The sequence below is a fragment of the Chromohalobacter nigrandesensis genome (assembly GCF_023061285.1).
Lineage (GTDB): Bacteria > Pseudomonadota > Gammaproteobacteria > Pseudomonadales > Halomonadaceae > Chromohalobacter > Chromohalobacter nigrandesensis.
On sequence record NZ_JAKGAM010000015.1, the window covers coordinates 1 to 24,971 of the forward strand.

Below are 24,971 nucleotides of genomic sequence, written 5' to 3' on the forward strand. Positions count from 1 at the left end.
GGCTCTTGCGTTCGGGGTCCGGTATCGGTCTCGCGACCGCTTGGCGCGGGTTTACCCGACAACCTTGATGTTGGACGCCTGCAGGCCTTTCTTGCCCTGGGTGACCTCAAAGCTTACCTTTTGGCCATCCTGCAGCGTTTTGAAACCTTCAGCCTGGATCTCGGAGAAGTGTGCGAATAGATCATCGCCACCATCTTCCGGAGAGATGAAGCCGTAGCCTTTGGTGTCGTTGAACCATTTGACAGTGCCAGTTGCCATTGCGAATTCCTTAACTTGCGAAGTAGCGTTGCGGGCCGACCGATGGACGACCATGGTACGTGGTTAAGACAAGGGGGGAATGCGCAAGGGACATCGAAGATTCGATTAACAACTGACGACATTCGACTTGCAAACCTACGCAGCGGAGAATGCATTGGCTCAGGAGAGGCGTCGAGTTATCGCCGAGGAGCCTTTCCCGGTATCATCTACCGCATATGCACCATAGATCGAAAACTCGGGGGCGTCCAGAACGTCGACATGTTCGCTGCGGATACCCTGTGATGTCTTGATCGAGAGCATCATGTCGTTGCTTGAGTCGCGCTGGTTTCATTCTGGAGGAGTTATCTCGTGTCCCATACCGCTGTCGCCGCGAACGACACGCATAGTAAGGTCGTAGGCTACTTGTTGTGGATATTCGGCTTTACCGGTTCGCATCGTTTCTACTATGGCAAGCCCATCACCGGCACGATCTGGTTTTTCACTCTAGGCTTGCTGGGCATCGGCTGGTTGATCGACTTCTTTCTGATCCCGCTGATGGATCGTCAGGCGGATCTGCGTTTTCGGTCGGGCCCCACCAGCTACACGCTAGCCTGGATATTGCTGACGTTTCTGGGCATTTTTGGCCTGCACCGCATGTATATGGGGAAATGGCTGACCGGTTTGCTATATCTCGTCACTGGCGGGTTGTTCTTGCTGGGGGTTCTGTACGATTTCTGGACGCTCAATGAACAGATATCGATGAAGCATGCCAAGCGTGGCCTGTTTGGCTGATCGTAAGCGCTCTTCTACTGTTCGAGGGCGTTATCAACCGCTCCCAAGGAGAAATCGCGCATGGAATCGCGCATCAGTTTGACCCAGATGCTGGAAACGCTCGACGATGCCAATGATGGCAAGACCATCCGTTTGCAGGATGTCGTCGAGACGTTTCGCTCACGGGGCTTTGGGCCCCTGATGACGCTGCCTGCATTGCTGGCATTGTTACCCACCGGCGGCGTGCCCGGCGTGCCTACGCTATGTGCCGTTTTCATCGTCTTGATGGCAGTACAACAGTTGCTGGGGCGGCAATCCCCCTGGCTGCCGAGAAAGTTGCGCGAGCGGGGCATCAGCCATGACAAGTTGCACCGTACCGTCAAACGCGTGCGTCCCTGGACGCAGCGTATCGACAAGCTGCTGGCTCAGCGCCTGGAGATATTGCTGCAGCCGGTTGCGCGTCGTCTCATCGCAGTACTGGTCATCGTGCTTGCGCTGGGCATGATCCCCCTGGAATTGCTCCCCTTCGCGGCGGCGATGCCGGCGCTGGCGATCACCGTCATCGGGCTGGGCATGACCGCAGACGATGGCCTGCTGCTGTTGATCGGTCTGCTGTTGACGCTGGGCATAGCCGTATGTGCCTTCTGGCTCTGGTAAGAAGTACGCCACGCGGGGTGTGCCCGGAGCCTCTATTGCGTCTTTCCAGGCTTCTACTGTTCACCACGCTTAGACTCAGGAAACAGGTATGTTCTTTGACGCGCAGTTCTGGCCGTTTCTGGTGGCCATCACACTGCTCACGCTGACACCGGGCGTGGACACGCTGCTGGTCATTCGCAATACCTCGCGCGGGGGCGTGCGCGATGGCATCTTGACCAGTGTTGCGATCTGCTCCGGTCTGTTCGTGCATGCCACCGTCTCGGCGCTAGGCATCTCGCTGATCCTGCTGCAATCGGCATGGGCTTTCAACGCGCTCAAGTTGCTCGGCGCGGGGTACTTGATCTGGCTAGGGCTGAGAAGTCTGGCCAGCGCCCGAGGGGGAGGCCTGCCGGTAGCCGACATGGGCGTGAGCAAGGAGCGAGTAAGCGCTTGGGTGTCCTTGCGTGAAGGCTTTCTCTCTAATGTGCTCAATCCCAAGACGGTGGTGTTCTACATGGCGTTTCTGCCACAGTTCATCGCGCCGGGTGACCCCGCCTTGGTCAAGTCGTTGTGGTTGGCGGGCATACACTTCGTGATCGCCAATATATGGCAGATCGGCATCGTGTTCATGGTGGGAAGCGCCGCCAGATGGCTGGCCAAGCGCTGGGTGTCGCGCATGATGGAAGGGGCTACCGGCACGGTGCTGGTACTCTTCGGCATCAAGCTGGCACTGGCTCAGCGCCCCTGAGAACGTCCGAAATCTTGGTGATGCGCCGACGCCCTCAGGGGCGTCGGCGCTTGCGTTTACGGGTTGCGGGTCAGCAGTGTGGTGTCGTAAATACCTTTACGCTCGGCCTGGGTCAGCAGTGCGACGCCTTGCGAATCGCCTTGTTTGGCGAGGCTCTCGAAGATGACTCGATATGTCAGCACAGCCTGCACATAGGCGCGGGTCTCGCGATACGGAATGCGTTCCACGAACAGGTCGAAATCGCCGGAAGCCTCGCGAAGCCAGCGGTCGACACGATTAGGGCCAGCGTTGTAGGCCGCCGCAGCGGCGAGACGATTGCCCTTGTAACGCTCCATCATGTCGCGGATGTAAGCGCTCCCCAAGCGAATATTGGTGGTCGGTTCGAAGAGCTCGCCGAGGCTTGGCGCGTCGATGTCCAGGTCGCGACTGACATGCGTTGCAGTGCCCGGCATGAGCTGCATCAGTCCGCGTGCGCCGACCGGTGAAACCGCTTGGCGGTTGAAGGAGCTCTCCCGCCGGGAAATCGCCATCAGCAGATAGGGATCGACGCCATTGCGCTGGCCCCACTGATCGAAGTCCGCTTTGTACGCGGGAGGGAAACGCCACGCCAGGGCATCCCATTGCTGAGCCATGATCGCCCCGTGTACGGCCAGATCGTACCAGCCCCTTTCGAGTGCATAGGCATTGAGCGCGGTAGCATCGGAGGCGTTGGCTTGGCCGATGGCGTGGAACCACTCGCTACGCGCCAGCCCCGGTTCGCCGATGCGACGCAGGGCCTCGCTGCGCTGGACACTAGGCCGCATGGCGGCCAGCTCGCCTTGCAGCGGCGTGATGTCCGGCATGTCCATGTTCAAGGCATAAGGCTGGCCGAGCTTGTCGGCGGCTGCGAAGGCAAAGAACCCGCGTTCCTGGGCGGCAAGTTGCCAAGCGGCTTGCGCAGACTCGGTGTCGCCGCGCTGATTGAGTGCGCGGCCCAGCCAGTATTGCCAATGTGCCTTCTGGCGGGTGGCTTCCGACATCGCATCGATCCAGTCGATGACCTCGCCCCAATCCTGATCGGCCAAAGCATTGCGTACCCGCAATTCGAACAGGTCGGCATCCGCAAGACGGGGCAAGGCGTCGTCGGTCCAGCCAAGGTTGTTGTCGACGTCGCGGACCATCGAATAGAACGCCAGATCATGCTCGATCGTTTGGCGCTGCGTGTCGCTCAATGAGAGGTGGGGCGCGATCTTGCGCCAGGCCTCGAGCGCGGCTTCTGTGTCGGCGCGCGTGAAATTGTGCATGGCGGCGGTGAAGAGTGCGCCGCTGCCTTGTCCTTGGGGACCGATATCGGTGGGAATCTCGGTAATGGCCGCATAGTTGCCGCGCAAACGCTCGAGTGCGTCGATACCTGCGTCCCAGTCGCTGTCGAGCTGGTCTTCCAGGTAGTCGACGAGGCGACTCTCGCCGCCTTGCCAGGCCAGTGTCAGCCGTGTCCAGATATCGCCCTCGTCGATATCGCCGCGTTCGCGCAAGGTATCGAACAGCCGGTCGCAGGCATCGGGTTGTGAATGTCCGACCCGCCATAGTTCGCGTCCGCCTTGTGCGGCTTCTTGTGGTCGACGATCGAGCAGGGCGGTGTAGTAATAACATTGCCGGATGGTGCCCGGGGGCTCGCCATCGCTGATGGCCAACAGATCATCGAAGCGGCCGTCGCGGCCGAATGCGGTCTGTGCCTGGCCGCGCATCCAGTTCGAAAGAGGCGAGTCGGCATGCCGCGCGATATAACTTTGTATTTCCACCACCGGGGCGCTCGATAGATGCGCCTTGAGGCGGTGGTACTCCACGTAACCGGCCAGCACATGATCGTCAATGGCGGCGTCATCGATGCGTGACCAGCGATGATCGCGAGCGGCACCGAGGGCGTCTTTCATGGCGCGATCTGCGGCGTCGAGCGCCTGAGTGTCGGATTGTGCCTGGGCGGCGGTGACCTGTAACGCAAGTCCTAGCGAGGCCACCGATAATAGTGACAGCCAGCGTTGGCTAAGCCGCGATGCGAGCATCTTCCATGTCTCCTTGCTTGCCTGGCGAGATAATGATGTGATCATCCTCGCTCAGGGGACACGCCTTGGGTAGTGTTGCCGAATGGCGACACTCATGCATGATGACGCCAGCAGGCACGCAACGCCAAGGAGGCATGCCATGAAGTTCATGCGAGGACTGGCCCGGTGGTCGCGGCTCAAGCAGCGCAGCGGGGCATTGATGCGCATCGCCCGCGCGCTGCGTGTGTTCGTGCCCATGCTGGGTGATGTGACAGCCGGTCGCTATCGTCCTGTGCCCTGGGCGGCCTGCGGTTGGATGACGGCGGCGGTGGCCTATTTAATCATGCCCTTCGATCTCATCCCCGATTTCCTGATGCTCATCGGCGTGGTCGATGACGTCTTCATCGTCGGCTGGTTGCTGACCCGCGTCGACCATTCGCTAGCGCCTTACCGCCGCTGGAAAGGCATCGATCCGCCCGATACCGCACCCTGAGGTTGAGGCCCTTGGCCATCGAGCACCTATGCTGAGTCGCAGGTGCTTGAAAAGTCTCGTGCGGCCCCCATATCGATGCGCATGACGACATCTATCGTCACATTCTTCACCGTTTAACATGCATCCGTTATGGCCACAGGGGAATTTCGACCATGACTACCGCCGCTCAAGCCGAAACAATGGGCTTCCAGACTGAAGTCAAACAGCTCTTGCAGCTGATGATTCACTCCCTGTATTCCAACCGGGAGATCTTCCTGCGCGAGCTGATTTCCAATGCCGCGGATGCCTGCGACAAGTTGCGCTACGAGGCGTTGGACGATGATACGCTGTACGGCGATGACAGTGAGTTGCGCGTCGAGATCGAGCACGATGCTGAAGCAGGCACCGTCACCGTGCGTGACAACGGCATCGGCATGAGCCGCGACGAGGTGATCCAGAATTTGGGCACCATCGCACGCAGTGGCACGGCGGAATTCCTCCAGGAGCTCTCCGGCGAAAAGCAGAAAGATGCCAAGCTGATCGGTCAGTTCGGTGTGGGCTTCTATTCCGGCTTCATCGTCTCCGACGAGATCACCGTGCGCACGCGTCGAGTCGATCAGGAACAGGGTGTGGAATGGCATTCCCGCGGTGAAGGCGAGTTCGATATCGCGGATATCGACAAGCCCGAACGTGGCACCGAAATCGTGCTGCACCTGAAGGAAGATGCCAAGGAATTCGCCGACGCCGAGCGTCTCAAGCATCTCGTACGCACCTACTCCGATCACATCGAAGTGCCGGTGCGCATGCCCAAGGTCGAGAAGGCCCAAGATGAAGAGGGCAACGAGATCGAGGGGAGCGAAACCGTCACCTGGGAAACCGTCAACGAAGCGACCGCGCTGTGGGTGCGGCCCAAGGAAGAAATCAGCGAGGACGAATACAAGGCATTCTACAAGCATGTGGCGCATGACTTCAGCGACCCGTTGACCTGGAGCCACAACAAGGTCGAAGGCACGCTCGAATACACCAGCTTGCTGTACGTGCCGGGTCGCGCGCCATTCGATCTCAATCAGCGCGAGGGCGTGCGTGGGCTCAAGCTCTATGCGCAGCGCGTATTCATCATGGACGACGCCGAGCAGTTCTTGCCGCTCTATCTGCGTTTCATCAAAGGCGTGGTCGACTCCAAGGATCTGTCGCTCAACATCTCGCGTGAATTGCTGCAGAAAGATCCCCAGGTCGACAAGCTCAAGTCCGCCCTGACCAAGCGCTCGCTGGACATGCTCAAGAAGCTGGCCAAGGACGAAGAGGCTTATCAGACGTTCTGGAACGCCTTCGGCAACGTGCTCAAGGAAGGCCCTGCAGAAGACTTCGCCAACCGCGACAAGATTGCCGAGCTGTTGCGTTTCTCCTCCACGCACACCGACAGCGCCACGCAGGATCAGTCGCTTGCCGGCTATGTCAGCCGAATGCAGGAAGGCCAGCAAAAGATCTATTACCTGGTGGCTGACGGCTTCAATGCGGCAAGCCACAGCCCACACTTGGAAATCTTCCGCAAGAAGGGTATCGAGGTGCTGCTGCTGCATGATCGTATCGACGAATGGCTGATGAGCCATCTCAACGAATACGACGGCAAGACCCTGGCCGATATCACCAAGGGCGATCTCGACCTCGACGAGATGGCCGACGAGGAAGAAAAGAAAGCCCAGGAAGAGACGTCCAAGGCCAAGGCGCCGCTGCTCGAGCGCGTCAAGGCCGCGCTGGGTGACGAGGTGCAGGAAGTCCGTGTGACGCATCGCCTGACCGATTCACCGGCGTGTGTCGTGCTTTCCGAGCATGATATGGGCTATCAGATGCGCCGCCTCATGGAAGCGGCCGGACAGCCGTTGCCGGAGGTCAAGCCAATCCTCGAACTCAACCCCGAGCATGGGTTGGTGACACGCCTGGAAAGCGCCGACGATTCTCGGTTCGATGACCTTGCGCGGATCCTGCTCGACCAGGCGATCCTCGCCGAGGGCGGGCATCTCGAAGACCCCGCTACCTATGTCCAGCGCCTCAACAAGCTCTTGAGCAACTGAGCCGCGTTGGCGTTCGCTCACCGGGCCGGCCGCATGGGCCGGCCCGGTGCGTTTTGATGGCGGCAATATTGACTCAACATGGACGTCCGTTGTTGCTAGACTGACGTCTTCATGTTCAAGGAGTCGTCTCATGCCGATTCGACACGACTTGTTCTTTTCTTGGCGGTGGCGTGGCGTTATCGCGGCGACATTGCTGGGGGCGCTTGGCGTGACGGTGACGCCGCTACCCCTGGATGTCCACGCCGCGTCTCCCTCGCGAGACGTGCGGACACTCGAAAGCAACGTCGATACGCCGGCTCTCGATCCCGTCGAGGAGATGCCGGACCTGCGCGACTATGCGGCCGGGCCCGAGCGCAAGACGGCATTTCTCGAACTGCTGGTGCCGCTGGTCGAAGCCGAAAACGCCAAGATCCAGGCCCAGCGTGATTGGTTGCTCGACGCGCGTGAGCGCCAGGATTCGCTGAGTGATGCCGAGCGGTCGCATCTACAGCGATTGTGCGGTAGTTATCAGATCGAATGCGGCACATCCAACACGTTCGAGTACCTTCTCTCCCGTGTCGATACCCTGCCGTTGGAAATGGTGGTCATCCAGGCCGTCGAAGAATCGGGGTGGGGCACGTCGCGCTTCGCTCGCCAAGGCAACAATTTGTTCGGCTTACGTTGCTTCAGCGAGGGCTGCGGCTTGGCCCAGCAAGGGAGTAGCCGCCGTTACCAGCACTTCGATAGCGTCCAGGCGAGCATCGAAGCGTACCTGCATAATTTGAACACGCACCGTGCTTATCTTGCGATGCGTCAAACGCGGGCCGCGGAGAATGAAAAGGGAGAATCCGTCAGCGCCGAGTCACTGATTCGCACGCTGGATAGCTACTCTGTGCGCGACAATTATTTCGACGTGCTGTTGGCGCTGTTGCGCACCAACGCCGAATTGATTCGCGAGCACAGCAGCGACGACGCCGAAGACAGCCCGGCTTGAGGCGTTGTCTCCGCCGTATCTCGACGCCGCCTTCGGGCGGCGTTTTCGATCGTCCGGCACGCTTTTATCGGTCGTTGCCGGACGTGTAAAGTAGGTTCATATGCCCCTTCGCGAGGTCACCATGACACTCGATGCGCTGCGCTTCGACAATGCTTGGGCGCGTCTGCCCAACGACTTCTTTACTCGGGTCAGCCCCGCAACCTGGCGAAACACGCGACTGGTGGATATCAGTCCGCGCGGTTGTCGTGCGCTAGGCCTCGCCCCCGAGCTTTTCAACGACGATTCCCCATCGCGCGAGACGCTGCGACAAGTCTTGGGTGGCGAAACCGTATTACCGGGGATGGACCCTCTGGCGCAGAAATACACCGGCCATCAATTCGGGGTCTATAACCCCGCACTTGGTGATGGGCGCGGGCTGCTGCTGGGAGAAGTGGCGACCGACGACGGCTTCTGGGATCTGCATCTCAAGGGGGCCGGGCAAACGCCGTATTCGCGTTTCGGCGATGGCCGCGCGGTGCTGCGTTCGACGATTCGCGAATATCTCGCCGGTGAGGCCATGGCGGGCCTGGGCATTCCCACGACGCTGGCGCTGGCGTTGTCGATTAACGACGAGAAGGTCCAGCGCGAGCGGGTCGAGCCCGGCGCGACCCTATTGCGCTTGGCACCCAGTCACGTGCGCTTCGGGCACTTCGAATGGCTGTATCAGGCGCGCCGCAACGATGACCTTCAGCGTCTCGTCGAGCATGTCATCACGCGCCATCGCCCGGCCCTGGCGGAAAGTGAGTCGCCGGCGGAGGCGCTGTTCGGCGATACGGTCGCGCGCACGGCTCACTTGATCGCCGCCTGGCAGGCATATGGGTTCGTGCATGCAGTGATGAACACCGACAACATGTCGATTCTGGGATTGACGCTGGATTATGGGCCCTATGCCTTCATGGATCGTTACGAGCCCACTCTGGTGCCCAATCATACCGATACCGGGGGCCGTTACGCCTTCGATCAACAGCCCGGGGTAGGGTTGTGGAATCTCTCGGTGCTGGGTCAGTCACTGACGCCGCTGGCCGACCCGGAAGCGCTGCGAACGCAACTGGCGGAGTACGAACCGGCGCTGCAGCAGGAATATGCGCGCCTGATGCGCGCGCGTCTGGGGCTCGAGCAGGTGCAAGAAGGCGATGCCCAACTGGTTCAGGACTGGCTGACGCTGCTGGCCGATGCCGGTGCCGACTATCATCGCGCCTTTCGCGCCCTGGGTGAATGGGCCGTCGATGACGGTGCATGGTTGCATGAAGAGGTGCCGGCCGACGATCTGGCGGCCTGGCTGTCGCGTTATCAGCAGCGCCTCGAGGATGAATCACGCGATGCCGCGTTGCGCCGTGACGCCATGCACGCGGTCAACCCTCTCTATGTGCCGCGCACACACCTCATTCAGCAGGTTATCGAGGCAGCAGAAGCGGGCGATACGGCGCCGCTGGCTGAATTCCGCACCTTGCTCGACGATCCTTTCACGCCGCAGCCGGGCATGGAGCATTGGGCGGCCGCCCCGGCGCCGGAAGCCTCGGTGATTTGTCTTTCCTGCTCGTCGTAACTTTTATCGTCAGCAATGACGCGACAGCGCCTTCGCACCTCTATCCTTGCACTCGTCATGATATATCAGGCCATAGTCATGACGAGTGTCGTTAGCTCGTGTGCAGTCGTTATACCGCTTTCAATATGCGTGAGACTTAACTAAGCAATAGCACGGATAATGCATTGTTTATGGATGCTATAAGAAATTATGTAGGTGACATAGTTTTAATAATTCCAAGTTAAAACAATGATTTGTGCGTCACTTGAAGTATAAGAGCTATGTTATGCCTGCTATAACCCAGTGATTATGGTTGAAATTTTCTTGTTTTCTGTTGATTTTAAAGACGTTTTTAATTAAAAAAATGAGACTCTTTTATCCGAGATGCATCGAGGTTCCCGGTGCATGACGACGTTATTTGCCTGACTATGTTCCAATGCATCGATATGCCACAAGATTTCATGATGAAGAGCCCTATGCGACGCGCAAGGAGTCAAGGATGAACACCATCGAATATTTGGCAAGCGGTGCCTGGCAGGGCGCCATTCGACAAGAAACAGGAGGTGTGGCATGAGAATTGGGGCTCCCAGGGAGCGTGCCCAGGGCGAGGCGCGCGTGGCGCTGACGCCGGAAAGTGCTCAGCACATCCAGAAACTCGGCCATGAATGCGTCGTCGAGTCGGGCGCCGGGCGGGGGGCCGGTTTCGACGACGATGCCTACCGCGACGCGGGCGTCGAGGTCGTCGATGGCGGCGCGGCGTTGTGGTCGGCGACCGATGTCGTCATCAAGGTGCGCGAACCCAGCGAAGAGGAAGTCGGTTATCTACGCGAGGGCCAGACGCTGATCGCGTTTTTCTGGCCGTCCCAGAACGAGGACCTGCTCGAGCGCTGCAAGGCGACCGGTGCCACGGTGATCGCCATGGACATGGTGCCGCGTATCTCACGTGCCCAGAAGATGGATGCGCTTTCCAGTACCGCGAACATCGCCGGTTATCGGGCGGTGATCGAGGCCGGCAATCAGTTCGGGCGCTTCTTTGCCGGGCAGGTTACGGCGGCGGGCAAGGTGCCGCCGGCCAAGGTGCTGGTCGTGGGGGCGGGCGTCGCCGGCCTCTCGGCCATTGGCACCGCGACCAGCCTGGGTGCCGTGGTGCGTGCCTTCGACGTACGCCCCGAAGTCGCCGAGCAGATCGAATCGATGGGTGCCGAGTTCCTGTTCCTCGACTTCGAGGACAGCCAGGATGGCTCGGGCTCCGGCGGTTATGCGGCCCCTTCCAGCCCCGAGTTTCGCGAGAAGCAGCTGGCGCTGTTCCGTGAACAGGCGCCTGAGGTGGATATCGTCATCACCACCGCGCTGATCCCGGGCAAGCCGGCACCCAAGCTGTGGCTCGAGGACATGGTCCAGGCCATGAAGCCGGGCTCGGTGATCGTCGACCTGGCGGCCGAGAAGGGCGGCAACTGCGATCTCACCGTACCCGACGAGCGTATCGTCACCGACAACGGCGTGGTCGTCGTCGGCTATACCGATTTCCCCTCGCGCATGGCGACGCAGGCATCGTTACTCTACGCCACCAATATTCGCCACATGCTTACCGATCTGACGCCGGAAAAGGATGGCGTGATCGTTCACGATATGGAAGACGACGTGATTCGTGGCGTCACCGTGACGCATCAGGGCGAGACCACCTTTCCGCCGCCGCCGCCCAAGGTCAATGCCATCGGGCAGTCGGCGCCCAAGGAGAAACCCAAGGAGCCCACCGCTGAAGAGAAGAAGGCTGCTGAGCATGCCTCCTTCCTCGCCCAGACCAAGCGTCAGGTGGGCATGCTGGTAGCCGGCGGCGTGGTAATGGGCCTGCTGGGGCTGGTAGCGCCGGCGTCGTTCATGCAGCACTTCATCGTGTTCGTGCTGGCCTGTTTCGTGGGCTTCCAGGTGATCTGGAACGTCAGTCACTCCTTGCATACGCCACTGATGGCGGTGACCAACGCCATCTCGGGCATCATCGTGCTTGGTGCGGTCCTGCAAATCGGATCGGGTAGTTGGCTGGTAGGTTTGTTGGCCGGTATTTCGGTGCTGATCGCCAGCATCAATATCGTGGGTGGCTTCCTGGTGACGCGCCGGATGCTTGCCATGTTCCAGAAATCCTAACGCGGCGGAGAAAAGACGATGTTGAGTCAAGGATTGGTGTCCGCCGCAGCGGTGGCGGCAAGTGTGTTGTTCATCCTCTCGCTAGGGGGGTTGAGCAATCAGGAAAAAGCCAAGCGTGCCGTCTGGTATGGCATTGTCGGGATGGGCCTGGCGGTGGTCTTCACCATGTTCGGCCCCAATGTGGGCGGCTATTGGTGGATGATTCCGATGATGGTGATCGGTGCCGGCATCGGCGTCTATGTGGCCAAGAAGGTCGATATGACCGAGATGCCCCAACTGGTCGCGGCGCTGCATAGCTTCGTCGGCTTGGCGGCGGTGTTCATTGGCTTCAATGCCGATCTGGAACGTCGGCGTGTCATGGCCGCGCAGGCCAGCGAAGGGTTTTCGGCTTTCGCGGCACTGGTGGCCGAGAAAACCCCGGCGGAGCTGACCTTTCTGCAGGTCGAAGTGGTGCTGGGCGTGTTCATCGGCGCGGTGACATTTACTGGATCGGTGGTTGCCTTCGGCAAGCTGGCAGGCAAGGTGGACGGCAAACCACGCCAATTGCCGGGCGGGCATCTGCTCAATGCCGGGGCGGCGATCGTCTCGCTGCTGCTGGCGATCGCCTACCTCAACGGTGCCGGCTTCTGGACGCTGTTGCTGTTGGCGCTGTTGGCGTTCTTCATCGGCTATCACCTGATCATGGGCATCGGCGGCGCCGACATGCCGGTGGTGGTGTCGATGCTCAACAGCTATTCCGGCTGGGCGGCGGCGGCCATCGGTTTCACGCTGTCCAACGATCTGTTGATCGTGACCGGGGCGCTGGTGGGTTCGTCCGGGGCGATTCTGTCCTACATCATGTGCAAGGCGATGAACCGCAACTTCGTCAACGTGATCCTGGGCGGCTTCGGGGGTAGCAAAGGACCGGCTGCGGAGATCGAGGGCGAGCAGATCGCCATCGATACCGGTGGTGTGGCCAGCGCACTCAACGATGCCGACAGCGTGATCATCGTGCCCGGCTATGGCATGGCGGTGGCGCAGGCGCAGAATGCGGTCAGCGAGCTGACCCGCAAGTTGCGTGCTGCCGGAAAGACCGTGCGTTTCGGTATTCATCCCGTGGCGGGGCGTCTGCCGGGGCACATGAACGTGTTGCTGGCCGAGGCCAAGGTGCCGTACGACATCGTGCTGGAGATGGACGAGATCAATGACGATTTCGCCGAAACCGATGCGGTGATCGTCATTGGTTCCAATGACATCGTCAATCCCGCCGCCGAGGAAGATCCCAACAGCCCCATCGCCGGCATGCCGGTGCTCAAGGTGTGGGACGCCAAACAAGTCTTCGTTTGCAAGCGTGGCCAGGGTACGGGCTACTCGGGTATCGAGAATCCGCTGTTCTTCAAGGAAAACACGCGCATGCTGTATGGCGATGCGAAGTCGAGTATCGATGCCTTGCTGCCGTTGGTGGAGTAAACGAGCTCCCTCCGAAGGCTGAGGACGAAAGTAAATGCGACGACACCGCCCGAGGGCGGTGTCGTCGTTTGCAGGCAGGGGATGATCGGACGTGCGTGACACGTCAGGTTCGCTACAATGGCGTCATTTCGCAGGCCATCAGGAAACGTCCATGACCGACGAACGTCTTCAAGTCGCCGTGCTTGGCGGCGGCAGCTTCGGTACTGCTATCGCTAGCATCGCTGCCGACAACGGAGCCCGTGTGCGCCAGTGGATGCGCGATCCGGCCCTGATCGAGCAGATCAACCGCGAACACTGCAATGCACGCTACTTGCCGGATTACGCCATGAATCCCTCGGTGGTCGCTTCGGACGATATGCGCGCCGTGTTGGAAGGTGCCGAGGTGGTCTTCATTGCCATTCCCTCGAGCGCTTTTGCCGCCGTTGTCCGTCAGGCTCGGGCGTGGCTCAAGCCTTCGCAAATTCTGGTCAGCACCACCAAAGGAATCCATGAAGAAGGCTTCAAACTGATGAGCCAGATCCTCGAAGAGGAGACCGGCTTTCCGCATATCGGCGTGCTCTCGGGCCCCAACCTTGCCTCCGAGGTTGCCGAGAAACAGCTCACGGCGACGGTCATCGCCAGTGACGATCCCTATACCCGGGCACGGGTACAGTCGGTACTCGGCTGCGATTATTTTCGTGTTTATGCCAGCAACGACCGCTATGGCGTCGAATTGGGCGGTGCGCTGAAGAACATCTACGCCATCGCTGCGGGGATGGCAGCGGCGCTTGGCATGGGCGAAAACACGCGCAGCATGTTGATGACACGCGCGCTGGCGGAAATGAGCCGTTTCGCGGTGGCGCTGGGCGCGAATCCGCTGACCTTCATCGGATTGGCGGGCGTGGGGGATCTCATCGTGACCTGCTCGTCGAAGCTCTCGCGCAATTATCGTGTCGGGTTTGCGCTGGGAGAGAACAAGACACTCGAAGAAGCCATCGAGTCGCTGGGCCAGGTGGCGGAAGGCGTCAACACCGTCAGTCTGGTACGCGAGAAAGCGCGTCGTGAAGACATTTACATGCCCTTGGCCGAAGGGCTTTACCAAGTGCTATTCAACGGCGTACCGGCGCGGCAGATGGCGCAAATGCTTATGCAGCAAGAGCAGAGCAGCGACGTTGAGTTCGTCCTGCCGCGACAGGATGTATTCGAGGCCCGCCGGATGGAACCCGGCGCTGAGGAGAATTGAGCGTGTCGAGACTTTATATCATGCGCCATGGCGAAGCCGCGCCAGGCATGCCGGATAGTGAGCGATCACTGACTAAGCAGGGCGAGATGGAGTCGCGAGCCATGGGAACATGGCTGGACAACATGCTTGCCAATGACGTGCGCACGACACTGCGTATCGTCGCCAGCCCCTACCGGCGTGCTCAGCAGACCGCGCAGTGGATGGCGACACCCCTGGGATGCTCTGTCGAAACGCTGCCGATCATCACCCCGGAGGATCCGCTGGAGCCGCTCATCGACTGGTTGCAGCAAGAAGCCGCACATACGCCGTGTCTGCTGGTCAGCCACATGCCGTTGGTCGGTGCGTTGGTCGGGCGACTGGTAGAGGGCGATATGCGAGCGTCGCAGCCCATGCCGACGGCCACCATCGCCACCCTGGAGGCCGATATCTGGGCGGCAGGCTGCGCAACGCTCAAACACTGGCAGTCGCCACGTGAACTGCTTGGCTAAAGGAGAGAAACGGATGAGCTATATCGTCATCAACCGTGTTTTCGTCAATCCGGGGTATGAAGCCGAGTTCGAGCGCCGGTTTCAGCAACGCGCCAGCGAGGTCGACAAACAGCCTGGCTTCAAAGCCATGCGGGTATTGCGGCCCCAAGGCAACCAAGCTCCTTATCTCGTCGAGACGGAATGGGACGACCAGGAGGCTTTCCGCGCCTGGGTCGGCAGTGACGACTTCAAGCAAGCCCACGCCAACCCCATGCCCACCGAAGCCTTTTCCGAGGGCGGCGGGCTTGAGCAATTCGAGATCGTCGAGGGTACTCAAGCTTAACCTGTTATTGCACGCCGCTATCGTGACCACGGTAGCGGCACGCCCTATGCTGAGAGCTTCCTTCTTCCTTCTTCCTTCTTCCTTCTTCCTTCTTCCTTCTCAATGCTCACTGCTTGCTCTTTATACTTTGGTTTTATCGACCATTGTCGATGTTGTACGACAGCCGGCATATGTTTATCTTCTAGCTGTATGATGTATGACATAAAGGCTTTATGTCATCACGCTCAACAAGACATATGCGAGAGGTATGACGGTGAATTTCTCCAAAGAAGAAACGATAGAAGCGGTTGGCGATGGCCTGCTTTCCTTCCCGGTCACGGACTTCGATTCAGCAGGTCGCTTCGATGAGAAGAGCTACCGCCAACGGCTTGAATGGTTCGTTAGCCATGACGTCTCTGCCGTCTTCGTGGCAGGTGGAACGGGCGAATTCTTTAATCTTTCTTTGGATGAGTTTCGTCATATCGTGCGCGTCGCGGTCGATGAAATCGGTGGTAAGGTACCGGTCATCGCAAGTGCAGGGTTGAGTGTGGAAAGCGGTAACTCCTTTGCCAGCGTTGCTGAAGAAGCCGGTGCCGATGGTGTTCTGCTGATGCCTCCCTACCTGACCGAATGTCCACAGGAAGGTCTGGTCGAGTACGCGCGCCAGATCTGCGATAGCACGTCGATCAACGTCATTTACTATAACCGTGGCAATGGTGTCCTCGAAGCGCCGGCGGTCCAACAGCTTGCCGATAAATGCCCTAACTTGATCGGGTTGAAAGACGGTAAGGGCGATATGCAACTTCTCAACAAGATCGTCAAGACGGTCGGCGATCGCCTGGTCTATGTCGGCGGTGTCCCGACGGCTGAAATCTTCGCCGAGGCGTATCTATCCATCGGCGTCAATACCTACTCCTCCGCTGTATTCAACTTCGTGCCGGAGTTGGCGTTGAAGTTCTACCGCGCCTTGCGTGCAGGCGATGGCACTACGGTAAAAAAGATTACTCAAGAGTTTTTTATTCCTTTCGTCGATCTGCGTGATCGTAAAAAGGGATATGCCGTCAGCCTTATCAAGTCAGGGGCTGACATCATCGGTATGCCGGCGGGAGATGTACGTAAACCGCTGACGATGCCGACGCCAGATGAAAAAAAGCAATTAGAAAAGCTGATTGAATTCGCCAAAGGGCTCTAAAAGCCCGACATTCACCCAATCTGAATAAAGACACCAAGAGGTGAAACATGAGTATGCCCAGCATTTCCAAGACACTCGGGACTTCCATCATGATGGCCGGCATGGCTTTTGGCAGCGCTACTGCCATGGCCGCTGATGGTCCGCTGCGTGGCAACGTTCGAGTTGTGATTGGCTCGACTTCAACGGGAGGTGATACTTATCAAAACTCCAATATTGTCGTCGATGCCCTGGCTGAGAAGCTTGATATCAACATGAAGGTTGACGCCGTGGGTGCGAGCTCCGCTTTCCGGACTCTGGATCGCGATTCTCGTGGAAATACCCTGATGATCTTCCATGACCAGTCTTATCTCGGCTATCTCTATGGCGTTGAAGGCTATGAGGATATATTCGAGAAATACACGATTGGACCGACTGTAGCGATCAATCCGGGGAATGCCTACTTGGTCCCTAAAGATTCTCCCTACGAGAATCTTAATCAAATCATTGAGGCTGCCGGTAATGGTGAAGAAATCCGAGTCGCCATCCAGCCGGGTGGAGTTTCTGAAATTGGCTTTAGTGCCCTGAAAAATGCTATTTCCATTGAGTACCCTGGTCAGGAAGATAATCTTGTCGCTGTGAACACAGGTTCTCAGTCGGACAAGAACCAGCAGCTTTTTGACGACCAGGCGGATCTTATCAATGGTACTGTCCAGGCCAATGAGCAGTACACCCGCCTACCGGAAGACGATCAGAAAGCCATGCGTTTCGTATGGTTGACGGCACGGCAGGGTACTATCGAACAAGCCCCGGAAGAAGGACTGGGGCAGACGTCTCGCGAGCAGTTGCTTCAGTATGTTGAACCTAACGTGAATGTCACGATGGGCGATAGTGAATCTTTCACTTTCGATAAGGAATTCTTCTTTCTCTACAACAAGGATATGGACCCGGCCATCGTTGATCAGATCGACGAGGCTCTGGTCGAAATCTATCAAGAGGGGGATATCCAGGAAACTCAGAAGAAGTCGTTCTTCATTCCCGACTTCAAGCCTTCCGAAGAAGCTTCGGAGTATTTGAAAGAGAAGATGTCTCGCTACGAAAGTATTATAGAAAATATTAAGTGAATAGTTGGGCGTTAGTGGATTAATCCGCTAACGCCTTCACTAGTATATGTAAATTTAAATAGAGAAGAATAGGCTGGAGTTCTTTGTCGCCTATACCGGAGCCGCTATGGAATCAGGTCTGACTAGTCTGCTCAGCGTTTCGATTGATTTTGAAACCTCTCACCTGTTATTCCCGAGGATTGTTCACTGGGTAATGGGGATTCTTTTCGCCATTATATTGGTTACGAAAACTATTCCTTTTCTGGCTGCAGTGAAACGCGGAGAGCGTACTATCCCCATCGTGGGAGAGTCCATGGATGGATTCCGCTTTTTCGGAACCCTTGCCTTGATAGTTGCGTACTTTTATTTGATGGCGGTAGTGGGCAATCTTTTCCCTTATACGGGATATGGCTTCCTATTTGTCTCAATGGTATTCGTTTTTCTAATGTCACTTATGTATATGCATGAGTGGACTAAGAAGGGCGTGATCATCGTATTGGTCAACGCCATTGTCGCGCCCAGTTTGGTCTGGTTTATCTTGGCCAAACTGTTCAAAATCACCCTGCCGTGACTCGAAGCGAGTGCCACTATGGAATTTTTGTCATTTCTTGACTTTAGCTTCTTTCTGCTCGCCGGATTCGGTGCGCTAGTCGGCATCATTTTTGGTGCCATCCCTGGCATGACTGCGACTATGGCAGTGGCGGTATGTCTGCCATTGACATATGCCTTGGGGCTGCACCATGGCCTGGCACTCTTGCTGGGCCTCTATGTGGGCGGTATTTCTGGCGGGATGGTGCCGGCAGTTCTTCTCAATATCCCGGGTACACCGTCCTCGATTACCACTACCTTCGATGGCTATCCGATGGCCCAGAAGGGGGAAGGTGAGAGAGCGCTGCGGGTCAGTGTTATCGCCTCCGTCATCGGTGGGTTGATCAGCGCGGTTGTGCTTTTCCTGTTTGCCCCCTTGCTGGCAGATTTTTCCATCAAGTTCTCTTATGTGGAAAAGTTTCTGATTATCCTGTTGGCTTTGAGCGTGATAGCTTCGCTCTCGAGCAATATGCTGGTAGGTATCTTCAGCGGTGTGATCGGTATCTGGTTGAGTCTGATCGGTACTTACAGCATTTCGGATGGAGGCAATGGTCATACGCGGCTGATGTTCGATTTCATGGAGCCCTATTTGTTCGAGGGCTTCTCTCTGCTTCCGGTATTGATCGGTATCTTCGGCATCTCCACCATCCTGCTCGAAGCTGAGAAAGGCGTGAGGAGCGAATTGGCTAGTGAACGTGTCAAACTGGGTAAGAGTTCCCAATTCTCGTTTTCTATCTTTAAGGGCCGCTTGACCAATCTGGTCCGCTCTTCCTTCATCGGAACCTTCGTCGGTATGCTGCCGGGGGTCGGAGGTAGTGCCGCCTCGGTTCTAGCCTATACTCAGGAGAAAAACCTATCGCGTGACTCAAGCGAAATGGGGAAGGGAGCGCCCCAAGGGTTGATGGCATCAGAGTCTGCCAATAATGCTCTGACCGGTGGCGCATTGATTCCGCTTTTATCGCTTGGTATCCCGGGCGATTCTACTACTGCGGTACTGATCGGGGCTTTTACCCTACAAGGTATTCAAGTCGGACCTCTATTCATTCCAGAGAATACTGATACCTGGTATATCATGATGACGGCTTTAGTTTTCGCCAATTTCGTGATGTTCTTTGTTATGTTTTATGCGATCAAACATATTGCCAAAGTTGTCATGGTTCCCAAATACATTCTCTATCCGCTGATCGTGATGATGTGTGTCGTGGGTGGGTATGCGATCAACTACGGAATCATGTTCGATGTCTGGACACTGCTGATCTTTGGCTTACTGGGCTATTTGGTACAAAAGGTCGGCCTCGAGGTGGCGCCGCTTATCATTGGCTTCATTCTGGGAGGCCAGGCAGAGGTCTATTTCGTCAAGAGCCTGGAATCCTTCGGTACTTACTCGATCTTCTTCACCAAAAGCCCCATCGCGGTGGTGCTCTGGTTGCTGATCGCGGCCTCGGTCATCTTCTCCGTGGTAATGGGGCTGAAGAATCGCAAAGCTAGCCGCGAGGAGGCCTCACAGTGAGATCTATCCAGCTGTATATAGTGGAGGTTCGGCAATGATGCAGGTCAATCGGTCGCCTCGGGTGATTCGTATTCACCCTGCAGATAATGTTGCCGTCGCTGTCGCTCAGGATGGACTGACTGCTGGTGAGCGTCTCGACGATGGGATCGAGCTCACGGTGAATGTTCCTCAGGGGCACAAGGTTTCCTTGGTGTCTCTCGCCGAAGGCGATGCAGTGATTCGCTACGGCGAGGTGATAGGAACGGCCGTCGTGGCGATTCCTTGTGGCGGTCATGTTAATGAGACCAACTTGCACATGCCCACTCCGCCGGCACTGGAAGATTTACCGCTGGCCACACGCTCGGCGCCGGTGTCGGAACCGCTGGAGGGATACACTTTCAAGGGATTCCGTAATGCCAACGGCAGTGTCGGGACCAAGAACGTGCTTGGCATCACCACCAGCGTGCAGTGCGTGGCTGGGATCGTGGATCATGTGGTGCAGCGCATTAAAAGTGAGCTGTTGCCCAAGTTTCCCAATGTCGATGATGTGGTGGGACTCAATCATAGCTATGGCTGTGGCGTGGCAATCAATGCGCCGGCCGCTGTGGTGCCCATTCGTACGCTCAAGAATCTGGCCCAGAACCCCAACTTCGGCGACGAAGTGATGGTTATCGGGCTCGGCTGCGAGAAACTACAGCCGTCCACTCTGGTTGATGATCGGCCGGTGAGGATCTATGAAAACACCGAGGCCGCCGATCCCCAGGCCAACGTGCTGAGCCTGCAGGATGAGTCCTTCGAGAGCTTTGCCGATATGGTCGAGGGCATCATGGCCATGGCGGAGCGTCACCTGGAGCGTCTCGACAAGCGCCAGCGTGAAACCTGCCCGGTTTCCGAGCTAGTAGTGGGCATGCAATGTGGCGGTAGCGACGCCTTCTCCGGGCTGACGGCCAATCCGGCGGTGGGGTTCGCTACTGATCTGATCGTGCGCGCGGGGGGCAGCGTGATGTTCTCCGAGGTAACCGAGGTACGCGATGCTATTCATCTGCTGACGCCGCGCGCGGTGGATGCGTCGGTCGGCCAGGCACTGATCGACCAGATGGCCTGGTACGACGATTACTTGTCTCAGGGGCAGGCGGATCGCAGCGCCAATACGTCGCCAGGCAACAAGAAGGGTGGGCTCTCCAATATCGTCGAGAAGGCGCTGGGCTCGGTGATCAAGTCCGGCAATTCGCCAATCGTCGATGTCATCGGCCCTGGTGAGCGGCTGCGCAAGCGTGGCCTGACCTTTGCCGCCACCCCGGCCAGCGACTTCATTTGCGGCACCCTGCAGGCAGCTGCGGGCATGAACTTGCAGGTCTTCACTACCGGGCGTGGTACGCCCTATAACCTGCCGATGACGCCTGTAATCAAGGTGTCCACCAACTCTACTTTGGGAAAGCGGTGGCACGATCTGATCGATCTCGATGCCGGGCGTATCGCGACTGGTGAGGTTTCTATCGAGGAGGTGGGCTGGGAGCTGTTCCATCTGATCCTCGATGTGGCTAGCGGTCGCCGCAGGGTGGCCGCTGATCGTCTCGGTTTGTACAACGATTTGGTGCTGTTCAATCCTGCGCCAGTGACCTGACTCCCTTTCAATCATCAATATGAGTACAGTTTTATGTTTCCTAAGATCAAAAAAATGCGCATCGTTCCCGTGGCCGGCTACGACGGTTTCCTGCTCAACTTGAGCGGTGGTCACGCGCCCTGGTTCATCCGCTGTGTCGTCATCCTCGAAGATGATGCCGGTAACCAGGGCGTGGGCGAAATTCCTTCGAGCGCTGGCATTCTCAACGGGTTGGAGCAGTGCCGGGAACTGGTCGAGGGATCGTGTGTCACCGACACCAAAAAGACGCTGAATCAAGTGAAACAGCGCTTGGCAAAGAATGGACGTGAAGAGCGTGGCCGTCAGACCTTCGATTTGCGCGTGGCGGTGCATGTGCTCACGGGTATCGAATCCGCGCTGTTCGACTTGCTGGGGCAGGCGTTGGGTATGCCTGTAGCGGATTTGCTGGGTCAATACGGTCGCCAGCGCGACGAAGTCGAGGCATTGGGGTACCTGTTCCTGCTCGGCGATCCGGACAAGACCGACCTGCCTTATCCCAAGGCCGAGAACCCCCAGGATGACTGGGATGAAGTGCGTCGCAAGGAAGCGCTGACGCCTGAAGCCGTTGCCAATCTGGCCAAGGCTGCTTTCGATCGTTACGGCTTCAAGGACTTCAAGCTCAAGGGTGGCGTACTGCGCGGCGAGGAAGAAGCTGATTGCATTCGTGCGTTGCACGAGGCGTTTCCCGAGGCTCGCTTGACTCTGGACCCTAATGGCGCCTGGTCGCTCGAGGAAGCCGTGCGTGTCCTCGAGCCGGTCAAGCACCTGATGAGCTATGCTGAAGATCCCTGCGGTCAGGAGGAAAGCTATTCCGGTCGCGAGACCATGGCGGAGTTCAAGAAGCGCACCGGCCTGCCCACCGCGACGAACATGATCGCCACTGACTTCAAACAGTTGCAGTATGCCGTGCAGCTCAACTCCGTCGATATCCCCCTCGCGGATTGCCACTTCTGGACGATGCAGGGCGCGGTGATGGTTGGCGAACTGTGCAATGAGTGGGGCATGACCTGGGGGTCGCACAGCAACAATCACTTCGATATTTCGCTGGCGATGATGACGCATGTGGCGGCGGCCTGTCCGGGTGAGATCACTGCCATTGACACCCATTGGATCTGGCAAGACGGACAGCGCATCACCAAGGAACCGTTCAAGATCCGGGACGGCAAGCTCAAGGTACCGTCCGCGCCGGGGCTCGGCGTCGAACTGGACGAGGACAAGTTGATGGAAGCTCATCAGCTTTACAAGAGCCTCGATGTGACACAGCGCAACGACGCCATGGCGATGCAGTATCTGATTCCAGGGTGGGAGTTCGATCCCAAGCGTCCGGCCTTGGTACGCTGAATGAACAATGAATGGTTATCCATACAAGCGACGCATGAACTATGAACTCACTTGGCGTTAAACGTGTCTCCCAGCAAGGGAGCTTGTCTCGACAAGTCTCTCAGCAGCTCGAGGCGATCATTGTGCAAGGCAATATTGCGGTAGGAGATAAGCTGCCTCCGGAGAGTGGCTTGTGCGAAATGTTTGGCGTCAGCCGCACGGTCGTGCGAGAGGCGATTACTCATCTCAAGTCGCTGGGTCTGGTCGAGACGCGGCGCGGGATCGGCACGCGTGTGCTGCGCGCGGCGCCAGAGGAGGCGTATCCCGCCAAGCGGATCAGCTTGACCACGGTCGAGGATATCCTGGGAATTCTCGAGTTGCGCTTGACGCTGGAACCGGAAGCCGCTGCTCTCGCGGCGTTGCGGCGCGACGATATGGATATCGCGGGCCTTCGTCAGGCCCATGAGCGCTTCATCGAGGCGTTTCAGCATCAGTCCCAGGCGCGGGAAGAAGACTTCTCCTTCCACTTCGCGGTGGCCCAGGCCACGCATAATCCGGCGTTCACTACGGTATACGAGCAGTTGAACCTGGGTGCGATTCCGCGCGCCAAACTGCTTTCAGTCGAGCTCGATACGGCGGCGACGCACCGTTATCTGGAGCGTGTCGCCGAGGAACATGCCGACATTCTCGAAGCAATTATCGCTGGCGACGCGGACGCGGCACGCGCGGCGATGCGCCATCATCTGAACCGTGCGAGCAATACCTACGCCTCCTATCGGGAGTGACGTTTATTGCTTACTGATATACGCATTCAATCCGCACAAGGAGTGGATCATGACACCGGAAGGTAACTTATTGATCGGCCAGCAGGCCGTGCGTGGTCCCGGGGCCGCGATTCATGCCATCAATCCGACCACGGGCGAGACACTCGAACCTGGCTATGCGGCCGGCAGTCAAGCCGAAGTCGAGCGCGCCTGCGAACTTGCCTGGACGGCGTTCGATACCTACCGTGAAACCCCTCTGGAGACTCGTGCAGCGTTTCTGGAAGCCATTGCCGATGAAATCGAAGCCATCGGCGACGCCCTGACCGAGCGCGGCATGGCCGAAACCGGGTTGCCGCGTGCGCGCCTCGAGGGCGAGCGCGGGCGTACCTGCGGGCAGTTGCGTCTGTTCGCCAGCGTAGTGCGTGCCGGCGAGTGGCTGGACGTGCGTGTCGACCCCGCATTGCCCGAGCGAGCCCCGATGCCGCGCCCCGACCTGCGTCAGCGGCATGTAGCACTGGGCCCGGTGGCGGTCTTCGGTGCCAGCAATTTCCCGCTGGCATTCTCCGTCGCCGGAGGGGATACCGCCTCGGCGCTGGCGGCCGGTTGCCCGGTGATCGTCAAGGCGCACTCGGCACATCCCGGTACCGGCGAATTGGTGGGGCGCGCTGTGCAGGCCGCCGTCGCCAAGTGCCAGTTGCCCGAAGGAGTGTTTTCGGTGCTGTATGGCTCCGGCCGGGAGGTAGGGCAGGCCTTGGTCCGCGATGCACGCATCAAGGCAGTGGGCTTCACCGGTTCGCGCGGTGGCGGGACGGCGCTGGTACACGCGGCCCAGTCGCGTCGCGAGCCGATTCCGGTCTACGCCGAGATGAGCTCGATCAACCCGGTGTTCCCCCTGCCGGCGGCGCTCAAGGCGCGTGGCGAGGAAATGGCCAAGGCGTTCGTCGGCTCGCTCAACATGGGCGCGGGACAATTCTGCACCAATCCCGGCCTGATCATCGCCGAGAAGGGCCCGGCGCTTGACGGCTTCATCGCGGCTGCCGGCGAGGCGCTCAAGGAAAGCGCCAGCCAGACCATGCTCACACCGGGCATTCATGATGCCTATACCCAGGGCGTGGAAAAGCTTTCCCGGCACGGCCAGGTGCGTGAAGTCAGCCGCGGCAAGAGTGGCGAAACTCCCAACCAGTGCCAGTCGGCGCTGTTCGTTACCTCCGCCGCCGATTTCCTCAAGGATGAAGTGCTTCAGGAAGAGGTGTTCGGGGCTTCCTCGCTGGTCATCGAATGTGCCGATGCCAATGAAGTGAAACAGATCGCCGAGCATCTGGAAGGCCAGCTCACCGTTACGCTGCAGATGGACGATGCCGATCTCGACGCGGCGCGTACGCTGCTGCCGACACTTGAGCGCAAGGCCGGTCGCATTCTGGTCAATGGCTGGCCGACCGGCGTCGAAGTGTGCCACGCCATGGTCCATGGTGGCCCGTATCCGGCGACCTCGGATTCGCGCACGACCTCTGTGGGCAGCGCGGCGATTTTCCGTTTCCTGCGTCCAGTGTGCTATCAGAACCTCTCGGATGCGCTGCTTCCCGAAGCACTCAAGGAATCGAACCCGCTGGCCCTGCGCCGCCTGGTCGACGCTAAACGCGAGAGCTGATTCCCGGCGTCGCTACCGACACCTTTCGGGTACTCAAGGCCACTCTTCGGAGTGGCTTTTTTGCTGGTGTGTCGCGTACTAGAGGTCGTATCGCTCTGCGCGACCACAGGGTCTGCAATCGTTCGGTCGGGCTAGAGATCGTTCCCGTGACGT

At 58.5% G+C, this 24,971-nt stretch carries 22 protein-coding genes; 20 read left to right on the forward strand and 2 right to left on the reverse strand.

The features are described from left to right. Nucleotides 1-51: 51 nt before the first annotated feature. The gene (locus L1073_RS14750; RefSeq protein ID WP_040242353.1) at nt 52-258 is read right to left on the reverse strand and encodes a cold-shock protein; all 207 of its coding nucleotides are present in this window, start codon (nt 256-258) and stop codon (nt 52-54) included. A gap of 348 nt (nt 259-606) precedes the next feature. Here L1073_RS14750 and L1073_RS14755 point away from each other — a divergent pair, with 348 nt between their 5' ends. The 3 genes from L1073_RS14755 to L1073_RS14765 all read left to right on the forward strand — a co-directional run bounded on the left by L1073_RS14755 (nt 607) and on the right by L1073_RS14765 (nt 2,392). After that, nucleotides 607-1,029, forward strand: coding sequence for an NINE protein (locus L1073_RS14755; protein ID WP_246900458.1), 423 nt, complete (start codon nt 607-609; stop codon nt 1,027-1,029). A 60-nt stretch (nt 1,030-1,089) separates the two neighbouring features. Next, nucleotides 1,090-1,665: an exopolysaccharide biosynthesis protein gene (locus tag L1073_RS14760; RefSeq protein WP_246900459.1), complete on the forward strand. Its 576-nt coding sequence runs from the start codon at nt 1,090-1,092 to the stop codon at nt 1,663-1,665. Nucleotides 1,666-1,753: 88 nt separating this feature from the next. Beyond that, nucleotides 1,754-2,392, forward strand: coding sequence for a LysE family translocator (locus L1073_RS14765; RefSeq protein WP_246900461.1), 639 nt, complete (start codon nt 1,754-1,756; stop codon nt 2,390-2,392). Nucleotides 2,393-2,448: 56 nt separating this feature from the next. Here the strand turns inward: L1073_RS14765 and L1073_RS14770 are convergent, their stop codons facing one another. After that, nucleotides 2,449-4,434: a transglycosylase SLT domain-containing protein gene (locus L1073_RS14770; RefSeq protein WP_246900462.1), complete on the reverse strand. Its 1,986-nt coding sequence runs from the start codon at nt 4,432-4,434 to the stop codon at nt 2,449-2,451. A 139-nt stretch (nt 4,435-4,573) separates the two neighbouring features. On the opposite strand from L1073_RS14770, the gene L1073_RS14775 reads away from it, so the two are divergent. The 17 genes from L1073_RS14775 to L1073_RS14855 all read left to right on the forward strand — a co-directional run bounded on the left by L1073_RS14775 (nt 4,574) and on the right by L1073_RS14855 (nt 24,818). Further along, nucleotides 4,574-4,906: a YkvA family protein gene (locus L1073_RS14775; RefSeq protein WP_246900464.1), complete on the forward strand. Its 333-nt coding sequence runs from the start codon at nt 4,574-4,576 to the stop codon at nt 4,904-4,906. Nucleotides 4,907-5,058: 152 nt separating this feature from the next. After that, on the forward strand, nt 5,059-6,957 hold the full coding sequence (gene htpG / locus L1073_RS14780; protein WP_246900466.1) for a molecular chaperone HtpG: 1,899 nt from the start codon (nt 5,059-5,061) through the stop codon (nt 6,955-6,957). 130 nt (nt 6,958-7,087) lie between these two features. Beyond that, entirely contained in the window at nt 7,088-7,930 is an 843-nt protein-coding gene (locus L1073_RS14785) for a protein bax (RefSeq protein ID WP_246900467.1), read from the forward strand. 121 nt (nt 7,931-8,051) lie between these two features. Next, the gene (locus tag L1073_RS14790; protein ID WP_246900469.1) at nt 8,052-9,515 is read left to right on the forward strand and encodes a protein adenylyltransferase SelO; all 1,464 of its coding nucleotides are present in this window, start codon (nt 8,052-8,054) and stop codon (nt 9,513-9,515) included. 549 nt (nt 9,516-10,064) lie between these two features. After that, nucleotides 10,065-11,636, forward strand: coding sequence for a Re/Si-specific NAD(P)(+) transhydrogenase subunit alpha (locus L1073_RS14795; protein ID WP_246900470.1), 1,572 nt, complete (start codon nt 10,065-10,067; stop codon nt 11,634-11,636). Nucleotides 11,637-11,654: 18 nt separating this feature from the next. Beyond that, nucleotides 11,655-13,085 carry an NAD(P)(+) transhydrogenase (Re/Si-specific) subunit beta gene (locus L1073_RS14800; RefSeq protein WP_246900472.1) on the forward strand — a complete coding sequence of 477 codons (1,431 nt, stop codon included), beginning with the start codon at nt 11,655-11,657 and terminating at the stop codon, nt 13,083-13,085. Nucleotides 13,086-13,236: 151 nt separating this feature from the next. Further along, nucleotides 13,237-14,307, forward strand: coding sequence for an NAD(P)H-dependent glycerol-3-phosphate dehydrogenase (locus tag L1073_RS14805; protein ID WP_246900473.1), 1,071 nt, complete (start codon nt 13,237-13,239; stop codon nt 14,305-14,307). Between the two features lie 2 nt (nt 14,308-14,309). Next, nucleotides 14,310-14,795 carry a phosphohistidine phosphatase SixA gene (sixA, locus tag L1073_RS14810; protein ID WP_246900475.1) on the forward strand — a complete coding sequence of 162 codons (486 nt, stop codon included), beginning with the start codon at nt 14,310-14,312 and terminating at the stop codon, nt 14,793-14,795. 13 nt (nt 14,796-14,808) lie between these two features. Further along, the gene (locus L1073_RS14815) at nt 14,809-15,117 is read left to right on the forward strand and encodes an antibiotic biosynthesis monooxygenase family protein (RefSeq protein WP_246900477.1); all 309 of its coding nucleotides are present in this window, start codon (nt 14,809-14,811) and stop codon (nt 15,115-15,117) included. A 247-nt stretch (nt 15,118-15,364) separates the two neighbouring features. After that, nucleotides 15,365-16,288, forward strand: a complete 924-nt coding sequence (gene kdgD, locus L1073_RS14820) for a 5-dehydro-4-deoxyglucarate dehydratase (RefSeq protein WP_281506114.1) — start codon at nt 15,365-15,367, stop codon at nt 16,286-16,288. A gap of 47 nt (nt 16,289-16,335) precedes the next feature. Then, a complete protein-coding gene (locus tag L1073_RS14825) occupies nt 16,336-17,388 on the forward strand; it encodes a type 2 periplasmic-binding domain-containing protein (protein ID WP_246900479.1) in 1,053 nt (350 codons plus the stop codon). A gap of 106 nt (nt 17,389-17,494) precedes the next feature. Next, complete coding sequence (locus L1073_RS14830; protein ID WP_246900481.1) at nt 17,495-17,938, forward strand: tripartite tricarboxylate transporter TctB family protein; 444 nt, start codon at nt 17,495-17,497, stop codon at nt 17,936-17,938. 18 nt (nt 17,939-17,956) lie between these two features. Then, on the forward strand, nt 17,957-19,465 hold the full coding sequence (locus L1073_RS14835) for a tripartite tricarboxylate transporter permease (RefSeq protein ID WP_246900482.1): 1,509 nt from the start codon (nt 17,957-17,959) through the stop codon (nt 19,463-19,465). A gap of 34 nt (nt 19,466-19,499) precedes the next feature. Next, on the forward strand, nt 19,500-21,068 hold the full coding sequence (gene garD, locus L1073_RS14840; RefSeq protein WP_246900483.1) for a galactarate dehydratase: 1,569 nt from the start codon (nt 19,500-19,502) through the stop codon (nt 21,066-21,068). A gap of 33 nt (nt 21,069-21,101) precedes the next feature. Then, complete coding sequence (locus L1073_RS14845) at nt 21,102-22,427, forward strand: enolase C-terminal domain-like protein (protein ID WP_343322513.1); 1,326 nt, start codon at nt 21,102-21,104, stop codon at nt 22,425-22,427. 41 nt (nt 22,428-22,468) lie between these two features. After that, complete coding sequence (locus tag L1073_RS14850; protein WP_246900487.1) at nt 22,469-23,191, forward strand: FadR/GntR family transcriptional regulator; 723 nt, start codon at nt 22,469-22,471, stop codon at nt 23,189-23,191. A gap of 49 nt (nt 23,192-23,240) precedes the next feature. Next, entirely contained in the window at nt 23,241-24,818 is a 1,578-nt protein-coding gene (locus L1073_RS14855; RefSeq protein ID WP_246900488.1) for an aldehyde dehydrogenase (NADP(+)), read from the forward strand. Nucleotides 24,819-24,971: the final 153 nt, after the last annotated feature.

Excerpts from the sequence above, each read along its gene's own strand:
- L1073_RS14750 (WP_040242353.1), bottom strand. The coding sequence starts at position 258 with ATGGCAACTGGCACTGTCAAATGGTTCAACGACACCAAAGGCTACGGC.
- L1073_RS14760 (WP_246900459.1), top strand. The coding sequence starts at position 1,090 with ATGGAATCGCGCATCAGTTTGACCCAGATGCTGGAAACGCTCGACGAT.
- L1073_RS14765 (WP_246900461.1), top strand. The coding sequence starts at position 1,754 with ATGTTCTTTGACGCGCAGTTCTGGCCGTTTCTGGTGGCCATCACACTG.
- L1073_RS14770 (WP_246900462.1), bottom strand. The coding sequence starts at position 4,434 with ATGCTCGCATCGCGGCTTAGCCAACGCTGGCTGTCACTATTATCGGTG.
- L1073_RS14775 (WP_246900464.1), top strand. The coding sequence starts at position 4,574 with ATGAAGTTCATGCGAGGACTGGCCCGGTGGTCGCGGCTCAAGCAGCGC.
- htpG (WP_246900466.1), top strand. The coding sequence starts at position 5,059 with ATGACTACCGCCGCTCAAGCCGAAACAATGGGCTTCCAGACTGAAGTC.
- L1073_RS14785 (WP_246900467.1), top strand. The coding sequence starts at position 7,088 with ATGCCGATTCGACACGACTTGTTCTTTTCTTGGCGGTGGCGTGGCGTT.
- L1073_RS14790 (WP_246900469.1), top strand. The coding sequence starts at position 8,052 with ATGACACTCGATGCGCTGCGCTTCGACAATGCTTGGGCGCGTCTGCCC.
- L1073_RS14795 (WP_246900470.1), top strand. The coding sequence starts at position 10,065 with ATGAGAATTGGGGCTCCCAGGGAGCGTGCCCAGGGCGAGGCGCGCGTG.
- L1073_RS14800 (WP_246900472.1), top strand. The coding sequence starts at position 11,655 with ATGTTGAGTCAAGGATTGGTGTCCGCCGCAGCGGTGGCGGCAAGTGTG.
- L1073_RS14805 (WP_246900473.1), top strand. The coding sequence starts at position 13,237 with ATGACCGACGAACGTCTTCAAGTCGCCGTGCTTGGCGGCGGCAGCTTC.
- L1073_RS14815 (WP_246900477.1), top strand. The coding sequence starts at position 14,809 with ATGAGCTATATCGTCATCAACCGTGTTTTCGTCAATCCGGGGTATGAA.
- kdgD (WP_281506114.1), top strand. The coding sequence starts at position 15,365 with ATGACGGTGAATTTCTCCAAAGAAGAAACGATAGAAGCGGTTGGCGAT.
- L1073_RS14825 (WP_246900479.1), top strand. The coding sequence starts at position 16,336 with ATGAGTATGCCCAGCATTTCCAAGACACTCGGGACTTCCATCATGATG.
- L1073_RS14830 (WP_246900481.1), top strand. The coding sequence starts at position 17,495 with ATGGAATCAGGTCTGACTAGTCTGCTCAGCGTTTCGATTGATTTTGAA.
- L1073_RS14835 (WP_246900482.1), top strand. The coding sequence starts at position 17,957 with ATGGAATTTTTGTCATTTCTTGACTTTAGCTTCTTTCTGCTCGCCGGA.
- garD (WP_246900483.1), top strand. The coding sequence starts at position 19,500 with ATGATGCAGGTCAATCGGTCGCCTCGGGTGATTCGTATTCACCCTGCA.
- L1073_RS14845 (WP_343322513.1), top strand. The coding sequence starts at position 21,102 with ATGTTTCCTAAGATCAAAAAAATGCGCATCGTTCCCGTGGCCGGCTAC.
- L1073_RS14850 (WP_246900487.1), top strand. The coding sequence starts at position 22,469 with ATGAACTCACTTGGCGTTAAACGTGTCTCCCAGCAAGGGAGCTTGTCT.
- L1073_RS14855 (WP_246900488.1), top strand. The coding sequence starts at position 23,241 with ATGACACCGGAAGGTAACTTATTGATCGGCCAGCAGGCCGTGCGTGGT.